The 20,144-nt window shown below is 60.9% G+C and carries 17 protein-coding genes; 9 read left to right on the forward strand and 8 right to left on the reverse strand.

The genetic code is table 11. From position 1 onward, the window contains the following. Positions 1 to 115: 115 nt before the first annotated feature. The 5 genes from HGP12_RS15325 to HGP12_RS15345 form a co-directional block, all read right to left on the reverse strand. Positions 116 to 2,257: a beta-galactosidase gene (locus HGP12_RS15325; RefSeq protein WP_409526853.1), complete on the reverse strand. Its 2,142-nt coding sequence runs from the start codon at positions 2,255 to 2,257 to the stop codon at positions 116 to 118. A 20-nt stretch (positions 2,258 to 2,277) separates the two neighbouring features. Beyond that, positions 2,278 to 3,423 (reverse strand): ABC transporter ATP-binding protein, encoded by a 1,146-nt coding sequence (locus HGP12_RS15330; protein WP_168841721.1) that lies wholly within the window; start codon positions 3,421 to 3,423, stop codon positions 2,278 to 2,280. Positions 3,424 to 3,481: 58 nt separating this feature from the next. Continuing rightward, the gene (locus tag HGP12_RS15335) at positions 3,482 to 4,333 is read right to left on the reverse strand and encodes a carbohydrate ABC transporter permease (RefSeq protein WP_168841720.1); all 852 of its coding nucleotides are present in this window, start codon (positions 4,331 to 4,333) and stop codon (positions 3,482 to 3,484) included. Next, the gene (locus tag HGP12_RS15340) at positions 4,333 to 5,217 is read right to left on the reverse strand and encodes a carbohydrate ABC transporter permease (protein ID WP_168841719.1); all 885 of its coding nucleotides are present in this window, start codon (positions 5,215 to 5,217) and stop codon (positions 4,333 to 4,335) included. The genes HGP12_RS15335 and HGP12_RS15340 overlap by 1 nt, the downstream gene beginning before the upstream one ends. A gap of 64 nt (positions 5,218 to 5,281) precedes the next feature. Further along, on the reverse strand, positions 5,282 to 6,553 hold the full coding sequence (locus HGP12_RS15345; RefSeq protein ID WP_168841718.1) for an ABC transporter substrate-binding protein: 1,272 nt from the start codon (positions 6,551 to 6,553) through the stop codon (positions 5,282 to 5,284). Between the two features lie 274 nt (positions 6,554 to 6,827). Between HGP12_RS15345 and HGP12_RS15350 the strand changes: the two genes are divergently transcribed. The 3 genes from HGP12_RS15350 to HGP12_RS15360 all read left to right on the forward strand — a co-directional run bounded on the left by HGP12_RS15350 (position 6,828) and on the right by HGP12_RS15360 (position 11,208). Next, positions 6,828 to 8,033 (forward strand): ROK family transcriptional regulator, encoded by a 1,206-nt coding sequence (locus tag HGP12_RS15350; RefSeq protein ID WP_168841717.1) that lies wholly within the window; start codon positions 6,828 to 6,830, stop codon positions 8,031 to 8,033. Positions 8,034 to 8,268: 235 nt separating this feature from the next. Next, positions 8,269 to 10,626, forward strand: coding sequence for an Orn/Lys/Arg decarboxylase N-terminal domain-containing protein (locus HGP12_RS15355; RefSeq protein WP_168841716.1), 2,358 nt, complete (start codon positions 8,269 to 8,271; stop codon positions 10,624 to 10,626). A 21-nt stretch (positions 10,627 to 10,647) separates the two neighbouring features. Further along, entirely contained in the window at positions 10,648 to 11,208 is a 561-nt protein-coding gene (locus HGP12_RS15360; RefSeq protein WP_168841715.1) for a GNAT family N-acetyltransferase, read from the forward strand. 134 nt (positions 11,209 to 11,342) lie between these two features. On the opposite strand, the gene HGP12_RS15365 is transcribed toward HGP12_RS15360, so the two are convergent. The 3 genes from HGP12_RS15365 to HGP12_RS15375 form a co-directional block, all read right to left on the reverse strand. Next, complete coding sequence (locus tag HGP12_RS15365) at positions 11,343 to 11,912, reverse strand: type II toxin-antitoxin system VapC family toxin (RefSeq protein ID WP_168841714.1); 570 nt, start codon at positions 11,910 to 11,912, stop codon at positions 11,343 to 11,345. Continuing rightward, positions 11,902 to 12,195 (reverse strand): hypothetical protein, encoded by a 294-nt coding sequence (locus HGP12_RS15370; protein WP_168841713.1) that lies wholly within the window; start codon positions 12,193 to 12,195, stop codon positions 11,902 to 11,904. The genes HGP12_RS15365 and HGP12_RS15370 overlap by 11 nt, the downstream gene beginning before the upstream one ends. Positions 12,196 to 12,305: 110 nt before the next feature. Continuing rightward, positions 12,306 to 13,205, reverse strand: a complete 900-nt coding sequence (locus HGP12_RS15375) for a GNAT family N-acetyltransferase (RefSeq protein ID WP_168841712.1) — start codon at positions 13,203 to 13,205, stop codon at positions 12,306 to 12,308. Positions 13,206 to 13,441: 236 nt separating this feature from the next. On the opposite strand from HGP12_RS15375, the gene argE reads away from it, so the two are divergent. The 6 genes from argE (at position 13,442) to HGP12_RS15405 (ending at position 20,062) form a co-directional block, all read left to right on the forward strand. Further along, positions 13,442 to 14,566 (forward strand): acetylornithine deacetylase, encoded by a 1,125-nt coding sequence (argE, locus tag HGP12_RS15380; RefSeq protein ID WP_168841711.1) that lies wholly within the window; start codon positions 13,442 to 13,444, stop codon positions 14,564 to 14,566. Positions 14,567 to 14,594: 28 nt separating this feature from the next. Next, positions 14,595 to 15,518, forward strand: a complete 924-nt coding sequence (locus HGP12_RS15385) for a glyoxylate/hydroxypyruvate reductase A (RefSeq protein ID WP_168841710.1) — start codon at positions 14,595 to 14,597, stop codon at positions 15,516 to 15,518. A 22-nt stretch (positions 15,519 to 15,540) separates the two neighbouring features. Continuing rightward, on the forward strand, positions 15,541 to 15,897 hold the full coding sequence (locus HGP12_RS15390) for a cupin domain-containing protein (protein ID WP_168841709.1): 357 nt from the start codon (positions 15,541 to 15,543) through the stop codon (positions 15,895 to 15,897). A gap of 170 nt (positions 15,898 to 16,067) precedes the next feature. Continuing rightward, positions 16,068 to 17,531 carry an aldehyde dehydrogenase family protein gene (locus tag HGP12_RS15395; RefSeq protein ID WP_168841708.1) on the forward strand — a complete coding sequence of 488 codons (1,464 nt, stop codon included), beginning with the start codon at positions 16,068 to 16,070 and terminating at the stop codon, positions 17,529 to 17,531. 11 nt (positions 17,532 to 17,542) lie between these two features. Further along, complete coding sequence (locus tag HGP12_RS15400) at positions 17,543 to 18,583, forward strand: tartrate dehydrogenase (protein ID WP_168841707.1); 1,041 nt, start codon at positions 17,543 to 17,545, stop codon at positions 18,581 to 18,583. A 21-nt stretch (positions 18,584 to 18,604) separates the two neighbouring features. Further along, on the forward strand, positions 18,605 to 20,062 hold the full coding sequence (locus HGP12_RS15405) for an NAD-dependent succinate-semialdehyde dehydrogenase (RefSeq protein WP_168841706.1): 1,458 nt from the start codon (positions 18,605 to 18,607) through the stop codon (positions 20,060 to 20,062). The last annotated feature ends 82 nt before the right edge of the window (positions 20,063 to 20,144 follow it).

The raw sequence follows: 20,144 nt of genomic DNA on the forward strand, positions 1-20,144 counted from the left end.
TTCTCAGGATTGCGTCGCGATGGGCGGCCATGAGAATAGGCCGGAGAGGCCACTGGTGGTCGCAGCATCGCAACAATCGGCACCCGCCCAAGAAGCGGGTGCCGAAAGATCATGCCTAGCGAAGCTCTATAATGGCGCAGCCATAGGCGTCGAGCGACAGAGCGCCGGATACCGTTTTGCCATTATCGAGAAGATTGATCCCGGCCGGGACTTCTCTCAACTCGGCGCGCTGGTCGAGATAGTTCTGCAGGAACAGCAGGCGCCGCTCGTCGTTCTGGCGCATCGTCACTTCGACGCCCTCGGGCAGATCGCCGACAAGAGGCGCAATTCCCGCTTCCGCAAAGGTACGATCGGCCAGGGCATCCGTCAGTTCCGGCGTCAGATAGGTGCCGAGATAAAGGACCCTGCCCTTGCCGACCCGGCGCAGGCCTGCCATCGGCATACCTTCGGCATAGCGGTTCGACCATGCCGCAATCACCTCGACATCATCCGTCACCGCCAGGTTCTCGTAGAAATGCGCTGCCTCGATCTCGCGATTGCCGAAAGTGAAGCGGCGAACGCGACGATGGGATTCTGCCGGACGGCCAGGTGGAACGACAAGCCCGCCCGACCGCGACATGACGTCGAAAAGACCCTTGGCGTCGGGGGCTGCCAGGCGACCGAAATCCTCCACCTTGACACCCGTCAATCGCGTCAGTGACGAGCCCGGCGCGGCCTCGCGGATGACATGGTTGTTTTCATCACGCGTGCCGGTGCGCGCACCGATGATAACGGTGCCGCCGTCCCGGGCAAAAGCCTCAAGCCGCTCGGTCCAATCGTCCTTCCACATCACCCAATGCGGCACATAGAGCAACTTCAGCCGCGACAGATCGTCTTCGGGATGGATGAAGCCGCAGGCAATGCCGCGATCGTAGCAATATTGATGCAGCTGAACGGCGTCGTCCTGTGGGCTCGGCAATCCGATCGAATAGGTCTTGTGCGCCTCCTGATTGTCGAAATCCGAGCCGGCGATGCCGACATCCATGCGCACATAAGTGCCGAGGATCTTGTCCTTGAGCGCCGTCATCTCGGTCGCGAAACGCTTGGCCTCGTCGTAGCGATGACGGGGCACATCGTCATGATCGATGATACCCATCCAGTAGATTTCCGCGCCGAAATGCGCCGGCCGCCAGCGGAAGAACATCAGGCCATCGGCGCCGCGCGCAACGGACGACATGGCCATGCGCCGCATTTCGCCGGGCTCCGGCGTCAGCGTGCAGAAGCCCGGCTGGCTGCCGAAGCCGGACTGCTGCTCGGGCACGATGTAGTTTCCCGAGAACCCGCGGCAGATGTCGAGGTGGAGTGCCTGTACCTTGGCATGGTTGCCGATGCGCTGGAATTCGTCATAGAGCATCGGATAGATGTCGTAGCCGACGAAATCGAGATCGGTGGAAAACTGCCCGCGAAAATCGATATCGCGAAGACCGCCGAGATTGTGGAAGATGAACCACTCGGGCTTGGTCGCCCGCAGGATTTCCACCTGGTCGTGCTGGAAGCGGGCCGTCGCGAAGGCGAGGAAGCGATGGTAGTCCTGGACATGGCCGGGACTGGGGAAGGTAGGACCGAATTCGATCGGAAGCACGATCTGGCTGAAATCGTCATAGGCCGTCGCCCAGAAATCGCCGCCCCAGGCGAAATTGAGCCTGTCGATCGTCCCGTATTTCTCGCCAAGAAAGGCCTGAAACTCCGAAAGCGTCGCCTTTGAGAAGGATTCCGGCATGCTGGTGTTGAGCTCGTTGTCCGTCTGCCAGCCGATAACACGGGGATGATCCCGGTAGTGCTCGGCCATCGCTTTCGTAATTCGCTTGCTGTGCTCGCGGAAAACCGGGCTTGCGGTGTCGGCATGCTGACGCGAACCGTGGCTCATTGTCCGGCCGTTGCCGTCGACGCGAAGGATTTCGGGATGAGCGGCCGTCAGCCAGCGCGGCGGCGTCGCCGTCGGCGTGCACATGATGGTATCGATGCCGTGGCGCGCCAGCACCTCGATGGCACGGTCGAAGAGATCGAACTCGAACGTGCCGAGCTTCGACTCGAAAAGATGCCACGCAAATTCGCCGAGGCGTACGACATTGAAGCCGGCCTCGGCCATGCGCTTGGCGTCACGCGCCCAATAGCTCTCGTCGACATGTTCCGGATAGTGCGGTGCTCCCACAAGAAACCTGTCGGTCTTGATGGTCCGCCATACGGAAAGGTCGTTCTTACTGCTGCTCACTGACACGATATCAGGCTCCTGAACTGTTATTTATCTAGAATTGGCTTGCGGACGGTAATGGTCCGCTCGTCCTGGCCGGAGAAAAGGTAGATTTCCTTAGGATCGATGCTGAGGCCGATCGGCGCATCGTTGGCAATGCCGGCGACATGGCCGATCTGTACGGTGATGTTGCCGGTGCCGCTTTCGGAGCCGATGCATTGCAGCGCGCCGGCATCGACGTAGAGGATCGTCTCGCGCCCGAGATGCTCGACGAGGCGGACTTGGCCCGAAATCGGCGCGCTCGCGGATCGCCCCTCAGCGACGGAGATGTTCTCTGGCCGGATGCCGAGGGTGAGCTTTTCTCCTTGCCGAACCTCGCAACCGGGCGCGAGCTCGACGGCAACCGGCGCAAGACCGGGCGCGGAGACAGTCACGCTATGTGCCAAGGTCCGATCGACGGTCACCGTGAAGAAATTCATTCGCGGCGCGCCAAGGAAGCCCGCCACGAATAAATTTTCCGGATTGCGGTAAAGCTCCAACGGCGAGCCCACCTGCTCGATGATGCCGCGGTTGAGAACTACGATCCGGCTCGCCATAGTCATGGCCTCGACCTGGTCATGGGTGACATAGACCATGGTCGCGCCAAGCTCGGCATGCAGGCTGCTCAACTCGACGCGCATCTGCGTGCGAAGTGCCGCGTCGAGATTGGAAAGCGGCTCGTCGAACAGGAAGACATCCGGGGAGCGGGTGATGGCGCGGCCGATCGCGACGCGCTGGCGCTGGCCGCCGGAAAGCTGCTTCGGCCGCTTGTCGAGCTGATCGGTAATCCTGAGGATCTTGGCGGCGCGCGCCACTGCCGCATCGATCTCCGCCTTCGGCCGCTTGGCCATGCGCAGGCCGAAGCCCATATTCTCGGCGACCGTCATATGCGGATAGAGCGCATAGGACTGGAACACCATGGCGATACCGCGCTCGCCCGGCTCGGCGACGGTGACATCGCGGCCATTGATCAGGATCTGGCCGGAAGAGATCGTCTCCAGCCCAGCGATCGACTTCAGCAGCGTGGACTTGCCGCAGCCGGAGGGGCCGACCATGACGATGAATTCGCCCTGCTCGACCGAGAGATCGATACCGCGCAGCGCGTGATAGGCGCCGTAATTCTTGTTGATGTGACGGAGTTCGAGACTGGTCATGCTTCTAGGCTCGCAAGGAAAGGATTGGCACGGAGGGCGGATACGGCGAATGGAATCTTCATCCCTTCACCGCGCCCATGGTGAGCCCGGCAATGAAATGCCGCTGCATCAGGAAGAACATGATGACCGGCGGCACGGCGACGACGATGGTGCCGGCGGAGATCAGGTTCCAGGCGGACACCCACTCGCCGCGCAGATTAGCAAGTCCAGCCGTGACCGGCTTCACCGTATCGCTGATGGTCAGCACCACGGCCCAGAAGTAATCGTTCCAGACGAAGGTGAAGATCAGGATCGCAAGCGCTGCCAGCGCCGGGCGCACCAGGGGCACGACGACGTGAACCAGCGTCTGGAAGGGTGTCGCGCCCTCCGCTCTCGCTGCCTGAAACAGCTCATCCGGCAAGGCGGCGATGAAGTTGCGCATGAACAGCGTCGCAAAGCCCGTCTGGAAGGCAATGTGAAAGATGATCAGCGCCACGGGCGTGTCGTAGAGGCCGATACGCACCATCAGGTCGCGCACCGGGATCATCATGATCTGATAGGGCAGGAAATTGCCGCCGACGAACAGGGCAAACACCAGCATGTTGCCGCGAAAGCGATAACGCGCCAGCACGAAGCCGGCAAGCGTGCTCAGGATCAGCACACCGACGACGGCCGGCAGGGTGATCATCAGGCTGTTGAGGAAATAGCGCGCCATCGGCGTCTGGGTGAAGACGGACGTGTAGTTCTCCACCAGCCCGAACTGTGTCGGCCAGCCCCAGAGATTGCCGCCCATGACATCCTGCGTCGAGCGGAACGACGTCAGGATGATGGCAAACAGCGGGCAGAGCCAGAGGATCAGGATGGCGAGTACGGCAATGAAATAGAAGCGACGCCGCCAGATGGCATCTTCGGCAATTGGGCGCGGATACATCAGGCCCCTCTTTCTTCGATACGAATGATGCGCGTGAGGTACCAGACGATGAATACCGCCATGATCACGAACAGAACCGAGGCGATCGCGGCACCGTAGCCGAAGCGATAGGAAAAGATCGATTGCTCAAACATCTGGTAGGCAAGCACTTCGGATGAGCCGAAAGGACCGCCTTGCGTCATCACTGAGACCATGTCGAACGAGCGCAGCGCACCGACGACGGTGACCGCGATCGCGATGAAGGTCACCTGCGTCAGCTGCGGCAGGACGATATGGCGCAGCATGTTCAAGCCCCTCGCCCCGTCGACACGGCCGGCGCCGATCAATTCCTCGCTGAGATTGTTCAATCCAGCGAGGTAGAGCACCATGCAGAAGGCGATCTGCGGCCAGAGCGCTGCGATCACGATCGCAAAGGTGACGAAATGCTCGTCCGACAGGACCGCGGGGGCGGTCGCGCCGAAAAAGCCGAAGACCAGAGCCAGCAAACCGAGTTGCGGCGTATAGACCCAGGTGAAGACGACACCGACGGCGACCGAGGCCAGCACCAGCGGAATGAAGAAGAGCGACTTCATGAGCCGCATGCCGCGAATCTTCTGGTTGACCAGCAGGGCAATCGCCAATCCGAGCGGCGGCGCTGCCATGAACATGACGAGCCAGATGATGTTGTTCTTCAACGAGACATAGAATTGCGGGTCGTTGAACAGCTCGACATAATTGCCGAAGCCGATCCAGGTCATCGGGCTAAAGCCATCCCATTCGTGCAGGCTGATCCAGAGGCTTTCTATCGCCGACCACAGGATCACGACCGAAAAGAGAATGGCCGCAGGCAATATCAACAAAGTCGGGGTGAGCCACCAGCGATGGCGGCGCCAAATTCTCATCATCTTATCCTCGTTCGGTATGGGCAGGCGGAGCAGTGGCTCCGCCTGCCGGTCGCTGGGAGGAAGGTCAGATCTTGTAGATACGCTTGCGCGTACCTTCGAGCCGCTTCAGGATCGCATCGCGCCGCTCGGGCTTCGCCATGAACTCCTGGAAGCCGACGAGGCCGGCCTGGGCCATGTCGGGATCGCTGTCGCGGTCGTAATATTGCGAGGTGCCCTGCACTGTCTTCAGCGCTTCGACGGCAGCGTTGACGAGCGGATCCTTGCCGGGCGGCAGATCGTTGCGGGGCGGCACGTTGCCGCCAGGTTCCAGATACGGGCCGAGGTTTTCCGGCCGATAGAAATAGGCGAGGAATTCGCGCGCACCCTGCTTGTTCTTGGCATTGGCCGGGATATGCACCGAGTTCAGCGAAAACTCCTCGAAACGGCCGATCTTCGCATCGATCATCGGGAAAGGAGCAAATGCGAGTTGATCGAGCTCCTCCTTCGGGAAAGTGGAGCGGACGAAGGCGCCGAGATTCATCATGCCAGCCTTCTTTTGCGACAGAAGCGCACCCGCCTCCTGCCAACCGAAGGATGTGTTGTTCGGCGTGAAGAAATCCTGCTTGATCAGGGTTTCCCACATGTCGAACACCGGCTTCAGCGCCGGATCGAGATAGCTCATCTCGCCGTTCATCAGCGCCATATGCTTGTCGAGGCCGTTTATGCGCAGGTTCATCTGATCGAACCACCCGGCTGCCGGCCACAATTCCTTGGTGCCCATCGCGATCGGCGTGAGGTTGGCGCTCTTGCATTTGGCGCCGTAGGCGAGGAAATCGTCCCACTTTGCCGGCACGGCGGTGCCGAGCTGGGCGAAGACGTCCTTGCGATAGAACATGCCCCAGAGCGTGCCGCCCGTCGGCAGACCGTATTGCTTGCCGTCGACCGTGACCGAACCGGCCGCCGCGCCAAGGACATCCTTGTATTTCTCTTTTTCGAAGAGATCGGAGATGTCGTCGAACAGGCCGCGCTTGACGAAGGCGCGCATGCGGTTTCCCGAGAACCAGAAGCAGATATCGGGCGCACCGGCGACCAGATAGTTGCGGATCGCGGTCTTGTGCGCCTCATGATCCATATTGTTGATCACGACCTTGACGCCGGCCTGCTTGCCGAAATCGTCGGCCATCTTGCGCAGGATCGCCAGTGCATCGGCGTTGTTCTCGTCGGAAATAATGTTGATGTCCTGCGCCTGCGCAATGGCGGGCATGGGAAAACCGGTGAGCGCTGCGGCGGAAACCGCCCCTGCCCCCTTCAAAAAATTGCGCCGGCTTGCCGGCCTTCCAAGCAAATTGAAAGTCATTTGGACTCCTCCCGTTGTGGTATCTATCTCGTCCTTAGCCAGCGAACCGGACGGAATGCGCGGCGGACGCCCCTCTTGCCCCCTACGCAACGGTCGCAACAAACCTGCCGCCGCAATGCATTTGCACCGCCCGGAACCCTCGGTTCGAGAAACCTTGTCCTATTGCTGACTTCTTCGTGCTTGCGCACCTGCCGGATGTTGATCGACGAGTGAAGTTATGCATAAGTCTGAAACGGACGCAATAATTAATTTACAAAATTAAGAAAGAGACATCGTGAAGCTGAAAGGCGATCAGAGCACTTCGCGAGCCCTCAACCGGCGGCTCATCCTGAACCTTCTGCGACAAGAAGGGCCGAAAAGCCGCGCCGAAATCGCAACGATCACCGGCCTCAGTCCAGCGGCCGTCACCTTCGTCATTGCCGACCTGATCGAGGAAGGGCATGTCGCCGAAGGCAAGGCCGTGGCCGGGCTTTCGGGCCGGCGCCCCATACCCGTCGAGATCAACTACACCAACGGGTTGGCGATCGGCTTCAAGCTGATGGTCGGTTCCGTCGAATGCGTCGTCACCGACCTTGCAACCAACCCGCTTGCCTCCTGCCGCCTGTCCCTTGACGACAACGAGCCGGAAAACGTTGCAACGACGCTGGCTGAAGCCGTGCCCCAGCTCGTCAAGGCCGCGGGGCGTCCTCACGCACGACTGGCAGGCATTGGTGTTTCCATGCCTGGCGTCATCGACAACGGCCAGGCCGTCTGCGTGCGCAGTTTTCGCTTCAAGTGGAACAATGTGCCTTTTGCATCGATGGTCGCGCAAAAGGTCAAGGTACCGGTCTGGCTCGAGGATGATACCAATGCCTATGCCATCGCCCAACAGCTCTTTGGCCCGGGAAGGCATCATCGCAATATGGCCGTGCTTGCGATCGGCGTCGGCATCAGCTGCGCGGTCATCGTCGATGGAAAACTCTACCGCGGCGCCCATGGCGCGGCCGGCAAATTCGGTCATACCTTGCATGAGGAGAATGGCCGGCTTTGCGAATGCGGCAAGCGTGGCTGCCTGATGGCCTATTATTCCGAACCGGCCATGCTCCGCACATGGCGCGAGGCGACCGGTCGAGATAGTAGCCACAACCTCTCCGACATGCTGGAATCAGCAAAAGCAGGAGATGCCAAGGTCCTTGATATCCTGCGTGACGCCGGCGCCGGGATCGGCAAGGCTCTCGCCAACCTCGTCAACATCACCGACCCTGAGGTCATCGTCATCGGAGGCGAGGCCGTTTCGTTCGGCGATGCTCTTTTCGGCCCGCTGGAAGCCAGCATGGCGGCTCGCACCTTTTTCGCCTCGCCGTCTCTCCTGCCCGATTGGGAAGACAATTCCTGGGCACGCGGCGCGGCCGCCCTCGTCACCCAGAAATTTTTCGACTTCGAGACAGCGGACGGAACAACCGGAATGAGCGAACCGGCCACGTCGACCTACCTCGCCTGATCGGTCCCCCTCAAGGGTGTTCGAACCTGACTTCGGTAGATCGAGATCGTCGTTGAGACCAAAATCATCGCGGCTGTGGCTGCGGAATATCCATTTGCGCCGAGACGGGTACAATCAGACGACACGACTGGCAGAAATGCCATTCTGTCCGAGTGTTTCGGACATTCGATATCTTGTCACATCCATGTCATGAAATACGTCGACACCTCGTGCCAGATCAAAAGCGGGTACCCAGATGGATTATTTCAGACGTTTCAACTTCCTGTTCGCAACGCCAACCTTTGACAACGAGGATCTGGAGGGTGCCCGCTACAACCAGATCGTCGAGGAGATCGAACGCTCCGGCTTTGAAGTGGTGCGCGCGCGCAATCTCGAAGATGCGGAGATCGCCGTGCAGACGGACGCCGCCATCGGCTGCATGCTGGTCGACTGGGGCAAGAAGGGGCTCGAGGGCAAGACGGCTTCCCTCATCAACCTGATGCGCCGGCGCGGCCTCGAATTTCCGATCATCCTGCTCATCCGCCGCAAGCGCTTCGAGGATGTGCCGGTAGAGGTCCTCGATTTTATCGACGGCTATGTCTTCCTGTCCGAAGAAACACCTGCCTTCATCGCCAAGAGCCTCATCAGCCGGCTCAAGCAATATGCCGAGACGTTGAAGACGCCGTTTTTTGGTGCGCTGGTCGATTATGCCGAGGAAGGCAACCACCTCTGGACCTGTCCCGGACACAATGGCGGCATCTTCTACAGCCGCAGCCCCATCGGCCGTGTCTTCATGGAGCATCTCGGCGAAGCGGTGTTTCGCGACGACCTCGACAATTCCGTGCTCGACCTCGGCGACCTTCTGACCCATGAGGGGCCTGCGCTTGCCGCTCAAAAGGAAGCAGCCAAGATCTTCGGCGCCGAGAAGACCTATTTCGTGCTGAACGGCACCTCCACCTCCAACAAGGTCGCTCTGTCGGCCCTCGTCACCGACGGCGATCTCGTGCTGTTCGACCGCAACAACCATAAGGCTGCCCATCATGGCGCTCTGATGATCTCGGGCGGCATTCCGGTCTATCTGCCGACCAGACGCAACCTCTATGGGCTGATCGGCCCCATGGATTTTGCAGAAATGGACGAGGAGGCCCTGCGCGAGCGCATCCGCACCCATCCATTGGTGAAAGACCCCGAGGCCTATAAGAAGCCGCGGCCGTTCCGCGTCGCGGTCGTGGAGCAGTGCACCTATGACGGCACGATCCACAATGCCGAGATGATCCTCAAGCGCATTGGCCATTTGTGCGATTACATCCTCTTCGACGAGGCCTGGGCGGGCTTCATGAAGTTTCATCCGCTCTATGCCGGGCGTTTTGCCATGGGCCTTTCCGACCTTGGCCCGGACGCGCCTGGTATCATCGCCACGCAATCGACCCATAAGCAGCTTGCCAGCTTCTCGCAGGCCTCGCAGATCCACATGAAGGACCGGCATATCACCGGCCAGAAGCGCCGCGTGGAGCACCGTCGCTTCAACGAAAGCTTCATGCAGCACGCCTCGACCTCACCCTTCTATCCGCTGTTTGCCTCGCTCGACGTCGGCGCGCAGATGATGAAGGGCCGCTCTGGTGAAGTGCTTTGGGATGATACGATCCGTCTCGGCATCGAACTGCGCAAGAAAATCCGCGCCGTGCGCCGCGAATTCGAGGAGAAGGAGCATCGTCCCGAGCGCCGCTGGTTCTTCGAGCCCTTCGTGCCGGACCGGGTGGCGATCCCGGATGTGTCCAGCCCCGGCGCCGTCCACAATGTGCCTTGGGAGAGTGTCGCCACCGACCAGCTCGCCACCAATCCCGCCTTCTGGCACCTGACGCCCGACGCGACATGGCACGGCTTTTCCGCAATGGAGCCGGGCTTTGCCATGACCGATCCGAACAAGCTGACCCTTCTGACCCCCGGCTTCGACCGGGCGAGCGGACAATACACCGAGCACGGCATACCGGCGCCCGTGGTTGCGCAATATCTGCGCGAAAACCGCATCGTGGCGGAAAAGAACGACCTCAATTCGCTGCTGTTCCTCCTCACCCCCGGTGTGGAGGCCAGCAAGGCCGGCACCTTGATCAGCGGTCTTGTCGCCTTCAAGAAACTCCATGACGAAAATGCTTTGCTGGAGGAGGCAATTCCGGAATTCTATCGACGCCGCCCGAGCCGCTATGCCGGCGTGCGGCTGCGCGATCTCTGCGCGGAAATGCACAATTTCTTCCGCCAGGCCGATGTCAGCGCGCTGCAGACGAAGCAGTTTTCCGCCGACCACCTGCCGCCGATTGCCATGTCGCCGCATGATGCCGCGCGCTGCCTGGTGCGCAACGATGTGGACTATCTGCCGATCGACGCCATTGCCGGCCGTATCGCAACGACGCCGTTCGTCGTCTATCCTCCCGGGATCGCGACCATCGTGCCCGGCGAGCGCCTGACGGAGCAGGCAAAGCCGATGATCGACTATCTCAAGATGTTCGAGACCTGCTTCAACACCTTCCCTGGCTTCGAGGTGGAGATCCAGGGTCTCTACCGCGAGATCGACGCATCCGGCAAAATCCGGCTCTATACCTACGTCGTCGCGGAATAGGCTGGAAAATTCGGATTGGTCATGAAACAGGATAAAGCAATCGTCGTTCGCCCGTCTCGGGAGAGCGACGTCGATGCCATGTTGGCAATCTATCGCCGCCATATTCACCGTGGCGTCGAGGCTGGGGTGGACGATAGCGACACGCCGCAACCGGACGATCTGCGCGAACGGCGCAAGAATTTGAAGGATCGCCGCTTCCCGCATGTCGTTGCGATCGACGGCGAGAAGGTCGTGGGCTATGCCTATGTGGTGCTGTTCCGCAAGCGCCCGGCCTATCGCTACACCGTCAAGCACTCGATCTATGTGCATCACGACCATATCGGCCAGGGCGTCGGGAGCCTGCTCATGCGCGGGCTGATCGACGCCTGTGCCGCGGCCGGCTTCCGGCAGATGATCGGCTATATCGACGCAGACAACGTCGCTTCGCTCGCACTGCACGAACGCTTCGGCTTCGCCCGTGTCGGCCTATTGCCGGCGGTTGCCTATCGCTACGGCCGTTGGGCTGACACGGTCATGGTCCAGCGCTCACTCGCCTCGGGCTCGACCACCCCACCGCCACCGCCGGCCCTCTCCACCCGCTGAAACCAATGGGATGATGCCCGTAAGCGTTGGCACAAGCCATTCTTGTGAGAGTATCGTACCCTCGCGATGACATCGGCCTCAGCGACGAGAGCGCTGTGACGATGATTTGCGGCACTTCCTACCTGCTTTTGTTCCTAAGAGCGGTAGAGGATGATACGTCCGGTTGGAACAAGCTGCGAAAGGAAATCGAAATCACGAATGTTTCCGGTTAGCACACTTGCCCCTAATTGCCGGGCTTGCAGGAAAACCAAAGCGTCGTTGATGAACTTACGCTCGAGGCCCTCACCTTTTGGCAAATTACTCATCCGAAAAAGCAAACCAGCCAGGACCCCTGCCTGCCCCCATATAGCTGCGTTCGGCGCATGAAGCCGATGCTCCGGTATATCGTCAATGGTTGCCTGGACCGTTTCCAACACCGTCCTCGTTGACGGATGCTTCGGATCCAGGCGGCCAAAGACGTGGGTCAACTCAGAAAGGCAAACAGCAGAGTGATGACATAGCCGATATGTCAGGAGTGTATCCACGGTAACCGGCGACCGCCCCTTCAGCACATCGAGATAGACGGTGGTATCCAGAAACAATGGCCCACCTATAATTGGCTCGTCATCGACCCAAATCAGTTCGCCGTCGAACCGCCGTTCAAGTGTCCCTTTGTATTTTTGCGGTTTAAGTGATCGAAGGGTTTCTCTAAGATCAAATCTCAAGGTCGATATCCGATGGAATGCTGCCTTTGCGCCTAACAAGCTGGGCACCAAAATCATCCTCCAACGCCAACCGCGACAGCGCTAACTCCAACAACTCGGTGTCCGAAGTCACGTGGGCTCGCTTCTTCGCCGCTTCGACCAGCTCGGATGGAACGCGCCCGGACAAACGGGTATCTTTTGCGCCGAGAAGGCCTATTGCCCTCGCTTGCTCAAGCACGAGCTTGTTGCGGGTCAAGGCGACCTCTGTTTCGCTTCCCGCGGCAGGATTGGTTTGGGCACTCATGATAGCCTCCTATGTTGAACATAACATATAAAGCGTTCAACATGAAAACAAGCTATATGTTCGGCTTAAACTCACCCAGCGTCGATTTATCGAGAGGAACGCCGTCACAATTATCCGAAAGATTGCGAAGCAAGTGCAAAAACGATCGGAGATCCTGTGTTCGGGCATCCATAGGCGGCGGCCTCGGAAGAAACCATTGTTGTCACGGTGTCGAAGACGGACATGCCGCTTTGCTGGACAAAACCGGCGAATGGGCCGGTACCGAAATGGGTGTCGAGCCGGAGAAAACTGCCAAGATGCGCGACGACATGTGGATGAACGACGGAAATTGCATCTTCCTCGCAACGGGCAACGACAGGACCGACGACATGACCGCGGCCGAACCGGCGCCGCATGGAATAAGCCGTCAGCTTTTCGCCCTCATAAAGACCGTAGCAGATAGAGCTCTCGAACAATCGCAGTAGATGCGGGTGGCGCAGCGTGCCGAAAGCAGGCTCATCCAGGGTCGCGACGACATCCAGATCGCTGCGCTCGAGCCGCCTCAGCTGAACCCCCGGTTTGATATTGCCGACCTCGGGCGCGGATACGATCTCGCCCTGACACTGAAAGACCGTCTGTTGCGGCTTGAATCCAAGTGTCGCGCACATCCGGCGCGCCGCTCTTGTTGCATTCAGCCTTATTCGTTGCTGATGGCATTCGGCCAGCATCCGCTTGACGAGCCACTCGGCCGTACCATTCGTCTGCAGGCGCGGCGCGGTGATCAGCATGCCGAATGTGGCGAAATTCTCGCCGTGCGGAAACCACATGGTCGAGCCGGAAACCCTGCCGATTTCATCGAGCGCCACGAAGCCGCGGCCGACATCCCGCAGGTGCTGCCAGTCCTGCGATCGATGCGGCCACCCGACCGACATCGAGAGAGCCTGAAGCTGTGACAGAGCAACATCTGCAATGTCGGCAAAACGCATTTCGAATGCATCGACATGCAGTTTCTCGGGTACCTTTGTCTTCATTCGTGGTCCAGCCGCCATCCGATCTTCCGGCTGCTTATTGGCGCAAGCCGACATCATGCTTGGCGACCTTAGCCGAGACCGCGCAAAACATTTCACTGCGTATGCAAACACCGGCGCAAGAATTGACCGTATGAGCCGCGCTTTCGGCAGGTATTCTTCTGACGGAGGCTTAACCTTCCTTTGATCGAAACCTCGCTTGCACAGCCGAGGACGGCAATCGGAGATTGGCAACAGCAATGCAGGCACCGGACATCCTGGCAAAACTGGTCGGTTTCGATTCCGTCGTCGGAACGACGAACGCTGAAATCGTGGAGTGGATCTGTGCCTACCTCAAGTCCTTCGGCGCCACGGTTGATATCCTTGCAGGCCCAGAGGGCGACCGGTCGAACCTTTTCGCGACGATCGGTCCCCGCGACAAGCCGGGTTATGTCCTCTCCGGCCACATGGATGTCGTGCCGGCCAACGAGGCCGGATGGACGAGCGACCCCTTCGTGCTGCGGGTCGATGGCGAGAGACTATATGGCCGCGGCACCAGCGACATGAAGGGTTTTCTGGCCGCGTCTCTGGCTGCTCTGCCGATGCTTGCGGCGAGCGCTCTCGTGCGGCCGATCCATCTAGCCTTTTCCTATGACGAGGAAGCGGGTTGCCGCGGCGTGCCGCATCTCATTGCGTGCCTGCCGGAGCTTTGCGAAACCCCGCTCGGCGTCATCGTCGGGGAACCCAGCAACATGCGCGCCATCCTCGCCCACAAGGGGAAATCAGCCGCCCGCATCACCCTGAAGGGACGCTCTGGTCATTCGTCGCGGCCGGATCTGGGCCTCAATGCCATCCATGCCGCCACCGAGGTTCTGCAGGCAGCCGTTTCGACCGCGCATTCTCTTGCCCAGGGGCCATTCGAAGCGGCGTTCGAGCCGCCCTATTCATCGGTTTCGGTCGGCATCATTCATGGCGGGCAGGCCCTCAATATCATTCCCGATCTCTGTGCGATCGAGGTCGAAGCGCGGGCGATTTCCGGCGCGGATCCGGCAGCGCTGCTCTTACCGGTGCGCGAGGCTGCTGCCGCGCTTGAGCATCGAGGCTTCCAGGTCCAATGGGAGGAGCTGAGCTCCTATCCCGCCCTCTCTCTTCCACGGGCAGCCCCGCTTGCCGGTCTGCTGACCGAGCTGACGGGCATAGAGCCGCTGGCAGCCGTCAGCTACGGGACCGAAGCCGGGCTCTACCAGCGCGCCGGCCTTGAGGCGATCATTTGCGGCCCGGGCGATATCGGGCGTGCGCACAAGCCGAACGAATTCATCCTCGCGGACGAACTCGCCGCCTGCCAGGCCATGATCGAGGCTCTCGGCCGTCGCTGCCTGGTGTGATGGCACAAGACCGAAGGATGAACAGCCCATGACGTTCCTTTTCAATTCGGATGCCCGCCGCGGCCATATCTTTCAGCAAGCCTTCGCCCGCGAGCTGCCGGATATCTCCTTTTCCATGGATCCGCTGTCGGTCGACCCGGATGCCGTGCGCTATCTGATCACCTGGACGATTCCGGACGATTTGCCGCGCTACCGTAATCTCGAAGTACTGTTTTCCATTGGCGCCGGCATCGACCAATTCGACACGGCGCATGTTCCGGCTCACGTAAAAGTCGTCCGGATGGTCGAAGACGGCATCACCCGCATGATGCAGGAATATGTGACGCTTGGCGCCCTCTCTCTCCACCGCAATCTGCCGGCCTATCTCAGCCAGCAACGGCGTCAGGTCTGGAACGCCTTGCCACAAGTTCAGGCAACGGAGCGCCGCATCGGCGTGCTGGGGCTCGGGAACCTTGGACAGGCCGTCCTCGAAAGGCTGAAGCCGTTCGGCTTTTTGCTTTCCGGCTGGAGCCGCAGTCAACACGAGCTGGAAGGCGTTGCCTGTTTTGCCGGCGAAGCAGGACTTCATGCCATGCTTTCCGCGACCGACATCCTGATCTGCCTGCTGCCGCTGACCGACGAGACGCGCGGTTTTCTCAACGCCGACCTCTTTGAGAAACTGCCACAGGGTGCGGGTCTCGTGCATGTCGGCCGTGGACCGCAGCTCGTTTCCGAAGATCTCCTGGCAGCGCTCGACAGTGGCCGGCTTGCCGGCTCCGTGATCGATGTTGCCGATCCCGAACCGCTGCCCGCCGCTCATCCATTCTGGAACCACGAACGCATCCTGCTGACACCGCATATCGCCAGCGTCACCCAGCCCCATAGCGCTGCGCGCGCCGTCATCGACAATATCAAGAGGATAAGGGCGGGCGTGGACCCGCTCGGCCTCGTCGACCGCCGCCGCGGCTATTGACCTCAAGCCCAAAAGGATTCGCATGTCCCTCCTCAAGACGATTGACCCTAATCCCTCTTTCGCACCGCGTGAAAACGTTGTCGCTCCCGAGCGGCTGATCTCGGGCGATCCGAAGCTCAAGACCTGGGCACAGGACGTTGCCCGCAACGAGACGGTGCACACCGGCGTATGGGAGGCCACGCCCGGCGTGAGCCGTTCGATCAAGGGCGAAACCTTCGAATTCTGCCATATTCTTTCCGGCGTCGTCGAACTGACGCCGGAAGGCGGCGAGCCGGTCGTCTACAAGGCGGGTGACAGCTTCGTCATGAAGCCGGGCTTCGTCGGGATCTGGAAGACGATCGAAACCGTCCGGAAGATCTACGTGACCGTCACCCCTTGAGTTTCGCTCTGCGGCGCGGCTTCCAGGCACGCGCCGCATCCGATCTAGCCAAAGAATACACTGCCGCCCAGCCCCAAAACGGGTTTTTCCGCCGCGGCGGCCGACGCGATCGGATCAAGCTGCTTCGCCGATCCTATAGCATCTCGATAAATTGACCCGGAGGTATCATTATGGACCTGAGCTTCGATCCCGACAGCCTTTCGCTCCCCGTCGGACATTTCATCGGCGAGCATCTCAGTGCCGCAAGCGGTGTCATTCCGATGCATCGCCCCTCCGATGGCAGGGCCTATGCCGAATGCCCGGTCGCCGATGCCTCCGTCGTCGACCAGGCTGTCCAGACGGCCAAGGCCGCGCTGAAGGACAGCAATTGGGGCGGCGTCCGGCCGCGCGAGCGCCTGAATGTGCTGCACCGCTGGGCCGATCTCATCGAACAGGAAGCCGAAACGCTGGCCAGGCTCGAGGCTGTCGCTTCGACGCGGCCCGTTGGCCAGCTTGTCGATGGCGATATCGCGATTTCGGCAGAGCAGATCCGCTTCTTTGCCGAATTCGCCGACAAGGAAGGCAGCGACCTCGTGCCGACCGACGACGGCAATATCGGCATGATCATGACGGAGCCCTATGGCGTGGTCGGCGCCATCACGCCTTGGAATTTTCCGATCAACATGGCCGCCTGGAAACTTGGCCCGGCGCTGGCCGCGGGAAACGCTGTTGTCCTGAAGCCGTCAGAAATGACGCCGTTTTCATCCATCTATCTGGCAGAACTCGCCGTGCGTGCCGGCCTTCCCGCCGGCCTGATCAATGTCGTGCTGGGTGACGGCATGACGACCGGCCAGGCGATCACCGGCCATCCCGACATCGCCAAGATCAGCTTTACCGGCTCGACCCGGGCTGGATCGGCGATCATGGAGAACATCGCCCGCACGGGTGTAAAGCCGATGACGCTTGAGCTTGGCGGGAAGAGCCCCCAGATCGTCTTTGCCGATGCGGACCTCGACAAGGCCGCGGCGGCCATTACCGCCAGTATCATCGGCAATGCCGGCCAGGCCTGCGTCGCCGGATCGCGGCTCATCCTGGAGAAGAAGATCGCGGCCGAACTGACCGAGGCCATCCGGAACCGGATGAAGGGCGTTGTCCCAGGTCCCACCTGGGATGCCGCAAGCCGGTACTCCCCCATCATTTCGGAAAAACAGAGACAGCGCATCGATGCGATCGTCTCCGCCACTATCGAAGCCGGCGGAGAATGCCTTGCCGGCGGCACGCGCATGGACGCACCGGGCTATTTCTACGCCCCGACACTGATGGCCGGCATCGATCAAAATTCTCCTGCCATCATCGAGGAGATCTTCGGTCCCGTGCTGACGCTCCAGACATTCGAGGACGAAGAGGAAGCCCTGCAACTCGCCGACCATCCATGCTACGGGCTCGCGGCGGGCCTCTTCACCCGCGACCTCTCGCGCGCCATCCGGCTGACCCGTCGTCTGCAAGCCGGCACCGTCTGGGTCAATCGCTATAACCGTTCGCGTGACCACATCCTGCCGACCGGCGGCTACAAGCAATCCGGTATCGGCAAGGATCTCGGCCGTGAGGCATTTCAGGCCAATCGCAAAAGCAAGAGCGTTTTGATCAGTCTTTGAGGACAGCGAACATGAAAGCCTACAAGATCGCATTGATACCGGGTGACGGCATCGGCCGCGACATGACCGCCGCGGCCTGGTCGGTTCTGCAAAAGGCGGCGAGCACCCGCGGCTTTACGCTCGACGGCACGGAATTTCCCTGGTCCTGCGCCTTCTACAAGGAAACCGGCGCCATGATGCCCGCCGATGGTATCGCAACGCTGCGCGGCTTCGATGCCATTCTGCTTGGAGCCGTCGGCTGGCCGGCCGAAGTGCCGGATGCGGTATCCCTGCACGGGCTGCTGCTGCCGATCCGCAAGAACTTCGTGCAATATGCGAATATTCGCCCTCACCGCCTGCTGCCGGGCGTCCAGGGGCCGCTCAAGGCGTCGGCCTTCGATATTCTCTGCATCCGCGAAAACACCGAGGGCGAATATTCCGGCGCCGGCGGCCGCATTCATCAAGGCACGCTCGACGAAGTCGCGGTCGAGACGTCGATCTTCACCCGCAAAGGCGTCGAGCGCATCCTGCGTTTCGCCTTCGAGCAGGCAAGAACTCGCCGCGGCAAGCTCGCCTCGGTGACGAAATCCAACGCCCAGAAGCATTCGATGGTCTTCTGGGACGAAATCACCCGGCAGCTCGCGCCGGACTATCCGGATGTCGAGGTCACGAGCTATCACATCGATGCCATGGCTGCCCGCATGGTCATGGCACCGGAAACCCTCGACGTGGTTGTCGCATCCAACCTCTTCGGCGACATCCTCACGGATCTCGGCGCAGCAATCCAGGGCGGCCTCGGTTTCGCGGCATCAGCCAATATCAACCCCGAGCGGAGTGCTCCGTCGATGTTCGAACCCGTGCACGGGTCCGCGCCCGATATTGCGCATCTCGGCATCGCCAACCCGATCGCAACGGTATGGTCCGGCGCTATGATGCTTGAACATCTGGGCGAGCAGGATGCGGCAAATGCCATCATGGCGGCGATCGAAGCGACGACCGCAAGCGGCATCGGCACGGTTCCGGGCAAAGACCGGACCGATGCGATCACAACCGCACTGCTTGCCGCAATCTGAAGTCTCATCGAGGATCCGAACATGCAAAATCTGAAAGTGCCATCCCTGTTCCGCCAGCAGGCGCTGATCGGGGGCGACTGGCTTCCCGCTCGCTCGGGCAAGACCGTCGCCGTCATCGATCCGGCAACGCAGGCCATCATCGGAACGGTGCCGGATATGGGCGGCGACGAGACCCGGGCCGCAATCGAGGCCGCCGAGGCGGCCTATGGCCCCTGGAGGAAGCGCACGCATGCCGAGCGCGCGGCGCGGCTCGAAGCCTGGCATGATCTGATGCTCGAGCATATCGACGATCTCGCGCTGATCCTGACGATCGAACAGGGCAAGCCGCTTGACGAAGCCCGTGGTGAAATCCGCTATGGCGCCTCCTTCGTCAAATGGTTCGCGGAAGAAGCGCGCCGCGTCGGCGGCCAGACCATTCCCTCGCCGACGCCCGACCGGCGCATTCTCGTGCTGAAGGAACCGGTCGGCGTTTGCGGCATCATCACGCCCTGGAATTTCCCGAATGCGATGATCACGCGCAAGCTCGCGCCGGCGCTCGCGGCCGGCTGCACGGTCGTGGTGAAGCCTTCCGAATTCACCCCCTACTCGGCTCTGGCGCTCGGCGTGCTTGCAGAGATGGCTGGCATCCCGGCCGGCGTCATCAATATCGTCACCGGCATGCCGTCCGAGATCGGCGCCGAGATCCTCGCCAACGCGACCGTGCGCAAGATTTCCTTCACCGGCTCTACGCCCGTCGGCTCGCTGCTGATGCGCGGTGCGGCGGCCAGCATCAAGCGCCTTTCCCTCGAGCTCGGCGGCAATGCTCCGTTCATCGTCTTCGATGACGCGGATCTCGACCTTGCCGTGGAGGGAGCGATCGTCTCCAAATTCCGCAACGGCGGCCAGACCTGCGTCTGCGCCAACCGTATCCTGGTCCAGGCTGGCGTCTACGAGGCTTTTGCCAAGAGGCTCGCCGACCGCGTCGATGCCATGAAGGTCGGTCCGGGCACCGAAGCCGGCGTTGCGATCGGTCCGATGATCAACGAAGCGGCGATCGCCAAGATCAACCGCCATGTCGAAGACGCGCTTTCGAAGGGCGCGACGATCATCACAGCCAAGCGGGACCTACCGGCCGGCCCGCAATATACCGCGCCGATCGTCCTGACGGGGGCCACCGCCGCCATGCAGCTCGCCGCCGAGGAGACCTTCGGACCGGTCGCGCCGCTCTTCCGCTTCGAGACGGAAGACGAGGCAATCACTATTGCCAATGGTACGCCCTACGGACTTGCGGCCTATTTCTATACCGAAAGCCTGAAGCGCGCATGGCGGGTGGGCGAAGCCCTTGAATTCGGCATGGTCGGGCTCAATACCGGCTTGATCTCCACGGAGGTCGCGCCGTTTGGCGGCGTCAAGCAATCGGGCCTCGGACGCGAAGGCTCGCAGCTCGGCATCGAGGAATATCTGGAAACAAAGGCCTTCCACATTGGTGGCCTCAGCTGAGCTCCGGCATGTGGGATTGAAAAGGGGGCGCAAGTGCGGCCCCTCTCTTTTGCGCTGATGATTTCGTCAAAACCCGCCACCG

Origin of the sequence: Rhizobium sp. P28RR-XV (assembly GCF_012641385.1) — a bacterium.
Lineage (GTDB): Bacteria > Pseudomonadota > Alphaproteobacteria > Rhizobiales > Rhizobiaceae > Rhizobium.